Origin of the sequence: Methylococcus sp. S1M, from assembly GCF_051295855.1 — a bacterium.
Lineage (GTDB): Bacteria > Pseudomonadota > Gammaproteobacteria > Methylococcales > Methylococcaceae > Methylococcus > Methylococcus capsulatus.
Genome location: NZ_JBPDXO010000021.1, coordinates 1 through 4,235, shown reverse-complemented (window position 1 = coordinate 4,235; position 4,235 = coordinate 1). Strand labels below are relative to the sequence as shown.

General features: G+C 58.9%; 4 protein-coding genes. 3 read left to right on the top strand and 1 reads right to left on the bottom strand.

Annotation, left to right across the window (positions count from 1 at the left end):
- The 3 genes from ACSHWJ_RS15800 to ACSHWJ_RS15790 all read left to right on the top strand — a co-directional run.
- The coding region (locus ACSHWJ_RS15800; protein ID WP_432540078.1) for a helix-turn-helix domain-containing protein at window positions 1-413 on the top strand (413 nt) is incomplete at its 5' end.
- Window positions 391-1,395 carry an AAA family ATPase gene (locus tag ACSHWJ_RS15795; RefSeq protein ID WP_432540079.1) on the top strand — a complete coding sequence of 335 codons (1,005 nt, stop codon included), beginning with the start codon at window positions 391-393 and terminating at the stop codon, window positions 1,393-1,395. The genes ACSHWJ_RS15800 and ACSHWJ_RS15795, both read left to right, overlap by 23 nt.
- A 4-nt stretch (window positions 1,396-1,399) precedes the next feature.
- A complete protein-coding gene (locus tag ACSHWJ_RS15790; RefSeq protein ID WP_432540080.1) occupies window positions 1,400-3,907 on the top strand; it encodes a S8 family peptidase in 2,508 nt (835 codons plus the stop codon).
- Between the two features lie 36 nt (window positions 3,908-3,943).
- Here the strand turns inward: ACSHWJ_RS15790 and ACSHWJ_RS15785 are convergent.
- A partial coding sequence (locus ACSHWJ_RS15785; RefSeq protein WP_432540081.1) for a transposase occupies window positions 3,944-4,235 on the bottom strand: 292 nt, incomplete at its 5' end.

The window sequence follows — 4,235 nt, the reverse complement described above, 5'->3', positions numbered from 1 at the left end:
GCAAGGTCAAACAGACTTCACTGGTGGTAAAATTGCGGCGCTATTCAGACCCATCGCAACTTCGTAAGAAGACAAACTCTATGAATGTAGGTCAAGCCATTCGACTGTGCCGAATGCAACGGGGTGCATCGCAAAGTGCCATTGCGAACCGGGCCAATTGCTCCGTGTCGTACCTGTCGATGCTGGAGAACAACAAGCGTGATCCGACACTTTCGACGGTCGCCAAGATTGCCGAGGCATTGCATGTGCCTGTCGGGCTGTTGTTTGTGCTGGCCGCAGACCCGAACGAGCTGGGTGACCTTGACGAGCAAGTCGCGGATCAGCTGATGCATTCTGCGATGGCGTCGCTTGGAGTACCAGACAACATGACAGCAGAGGTGGGAGGCCACTATGGCCAGCGCAGAACAACTTAAGGCGTTGGTTAAATCCCATATCGAAAGGGATGACCAGCACTTTTACTCTGTGGCCATGCAGGTCGCCGCCCGCGAGGCCAAAGTGGGCCACGGCAAGCTCGCCCAGGAACTGCGCGATATGATCGACGCAGCCAAGGCTCGAGCCTTGCCCGCTGATGGGACAGGTAATCTGGTGCCACTAGCGCGCCCCCGCGGCGAGCTAGCGAACCTGCTGACGGTGGCCTATCCGAAGAATCGACTGGTGGACATGGTGCTCGATACGGATGTGGCGGAGCAGCTTGGCCGCATCCTGAAGGAGCAGAAGCACCATTCGCGCATCCGCGAACATGGTCTGTCGCCACGGCGCAAACTGCTGCTGGTGGGGCCGCCTGGTACGGGCAAGACGATGACGGCCTCCGTGCTGGCGGGCGAGCTTGGCATTCCCTTGTTTTCCGTGAGGCTCGATGCGCTTATCACAAAATTCATGGGGGAAACGGCCGCCAAGCTGCGCCAGATATTCGACGCCATCAGTGAGGTTCGCGGCGTCTACTTTTTCGACGAGTTTGATGCCATAGGGTCGCAGCGAGGACTCGCCAACGATGTGGGCGAGATTCGGCGCGTTCTCAACAGCTTTCTGCAAATGATTGAGAATGACCAGTCTCACAGCCTGATTGTCGCTGCGACCAACCATGTGGAAATTCTTGATTATGCACTCTTCCGTCGATTCGATGATGTGATCGAGTACCGGCTGCCAAGCGCATCACAAGCCGCCAAGCTGCTGCAGGCGCGGCTTGGGAAGTTTGCACCCAGGCCATTCCATCTTAAGGCGCTCATTGCGAAGGCTGCTGGGTTGAGCTACGCGGAGATCAGGCGTGCTGTGGACGAGTCCATCAAAGAGGCCGTGATGCGCGATGAGGACCGCGTAACGTCTGAGGCACTGGTGCGGGCCTTCGAGGAGCGCCGAAAATTCAGCATCAGAATGAACGATAAGAAGGCTGTCTAGAACCATGCCGGATCAACCGCACGCTAAGCATCCACACCTCATTCTTCGAAACACATCACGAGCAGTTAAATTCACGGCGAAATCCTCGCCCGTAAAGCAGAAGAACATTCCAGCTCAACCTAGACAGCAGCATGCCGCCTCCCTTCAAAGGCAGATCGAGGACTTGAAGCCCGCAGCGGCCGAGGCTGTGCGTGTCCAGCAGGAACTGCAACTGGAAAGCGGGCTGGGCCTGCAAATCCAGTTCACCAGCCAGCCGGATGTCGTACTGGCTTTTGAGAGTCTGGCAAACGCGACCAAAGAAATCGAACTCCTGAGCGTCCGCGAAGAAGGCAACCGCACGCTCGCCAACGTCTTCGTTCCGGATGGTGGACTCGCGCACTTCGAGCAATATATTGCTGACTACTTGGCAGAGAGGAAAAGCAGCGGCGGTCGGGCGCTCGATCACCGGAAGCTGCTCGACGCCATCGAATCTATCCGGGCAGCAGGAATCAGAGCTCTATGGACTGATGCGCCCGAACTACTACCGACTGATCCCGCCAGGGCTTTCTGGTGGGAAGTGTGGCTTCCAGTTGGAGGTGCGAGACAGCGACAAGCCGTGGTGGAGGATTTCAAGAAACTCGCCCGCATGGCGGATTGTGTGGTCAGTGAAAATCAAGTCAACTTCCCGGAGCGCACGGTGCTGCTGATGTATGGTTCACAGCAGCAACTCTCGCGCTCGGTAATGGCACTGAACTGCGTGGCCGAGCTTCGCTATGCCAAAGAGACCGCTGAGTTGTTCGACGGCATGGAGGTGGATGAGCAGCGCCAATGGGTAGATGATCTACTTCAACGTGTGCAGTTGCCGCCCGCAGACGGTGCCCCCCGGGTTTGCCTGCTGGATTCAGGCGTGAATCGCGCGCATCCACTGCTGGAGCCATTGATGAACACTTCGGACCTGCACACAGTGAACCCGGCCTGGGGTGTGGATGATGAAGCAGATCACGGTACAGGCCTAGCTGGCCTGGCAGCTTACGGCGACCTTACCGATGCCTTATCTTCTATGGACACGATCAGCGTTCCGCATCGGCTGGAATCGGTCAAGCTGATACCAGCAGACGGTGCGAACAATGGCGATGCGCGGCACCACGCCTACTTGTTCGCGGAAGCCGTTACGCGCCCCGAAATCTCTGCGCCGGCTCGCGCCCGTTTGTTCACATCTGCCGTGACTGCTTCGGACTATCGGGACCGGGGTCGACCTTCGTCATGGTCGGCCGCCGTGGATGGTCTCGCGGCGGATGCGGACGGTGCGGGTGAGAGCCCGCGTCTGTTCGTGCTCTCTGCCGGAAACAATCGTGATGTCAATGCGTGGGCCACGTATCCCGACTGCCTAGCCACCAACCTTGTGCATGATCCAGGGCAGGCATGGAATGCCATCACCGTGGGCGCTTACACCGAGAAGATCGACACACAGGGACATCCGTCCTTGAGCCCCATTGCCGAAGCGGGGGGGCTCAGCCCGTTTACCACCACGACACAGGCCTGGGATCGCGCGTGGCCGCTCAAGCCCGATGTGGTGCTGGAGGGCGGCAACGCGGCCAAGGATGATCTGGGTGCATCGTGGATGGCGAGTCTGAGCCTGCTGACCACACACAGCCAGCCGCAGGCGCGCTTGTTCACCACCAGCAATGCTACCAGCGCAGCATCGGCGCTGTGTGCTGGCATGGCGGCCCGGATCATGGCCGCTTATCCGCATCTTCGTCCGGAGACCGTGCGTGCATTGCTCGTTCATTCGGCGCAATGGAGCGATGCCATGCGTGCGATGTTCTTGCCGGCTGCTCCGAACAAGGATCACTTCATCAACCTGATCCGTCACTGCGGCTGGGGGATACCGGACCTGAACCGTGCACTGTGGAGCGTGAGCAACTCCTTAACGCTGGTGGTTGAAGACTTGGTGTATCCGTATGCGAAGGTCCAGCGCAGAGGGGTCGTCACCCGCGACATGAAGCTGCATTCCTTGCCATGGCCGAAGGACGAGTTGGAGGCATTGCAGGACACACCTGTCGAGATGCGTGTCACGCTGTCGTATTTCGTCGAGCCTAATCCTTCGGCAAGGGGCGTCGCGTCGAAGTATCACTACCCTTCGCACCGCCTACGCTTCGACGTGCAGCGCCCGCTGGATATTTCTACCGATAGCTTCATTGAAAGGTTGAACGCTGCTGCACAGCGTGAAGACGAAGGTGACGGCGATCCGGTCAATTCCTCTGATCCAAACTGGCTACTGGGAAGCAGGAGGCGGCATCGTGGTTCGCTACATCAGGATGTGTGGAAAGGCACGGCCGCCGAACTGGCCAGCCGTGGGTTCATTGCTGTCTATCCTTCGGCAGGCTGGTGGCGAACGCGACCCGCGTTGGAGCGTTATGGTCTACCAGCGAGATATAGCCTCGTCGTATCCATTCAGACGCCACAGACAGAGGTTGATCTCTATGCTGCGGTCGCCCAGAAAATACCTGTGGCGAATGCCGTCGATGTGTGACCTTGCCCCTGTTTCGTGTAGCTCTTAGCCCCCGGTTCACGCGGCATTTTTGCGCTGTGCCTCGTACCAGCGTTGCTCGAACTGCATCGGACTGAGGTAGCCCAGCGACGAATGCAGCCTGCGGTGATTGTAGAAAGCCATCCAGTCCAGTCCCGCCTGCCGGGCCTGCTCGCGGGTGGCGAACTTGTGCCCGTGCACGCTGGCCGTTTTCAGCCGCCCCCAAAAGCTCTCGGTCGGGGCATTGCCCCAGCAGTTGCCCTTTCGGCTCATCGATGAGCGCATGCCCCAGTCCTTCAGGGCCTGCTGGAACTCATGGCTGCTGACCTTG

What these genes read in the sequence shown, in the direction of transcription:
- ACSHWJ_RS15795 (WP_432540079.1), top strand. Translation starts at nt 391, where the DNA reads ATGGCCAGCGCAGAACAACTTAAGGCGTTGGTTAAATCCCATATCGAA.
- ACSHWJ_RS15790 (WP_432540080.1), top strand. Translation starts at nt 1,400, where the DNA reads ATGCCGGATCAACCGCACGCTAAGCATCCACACCTCATTCTTCGAAAC.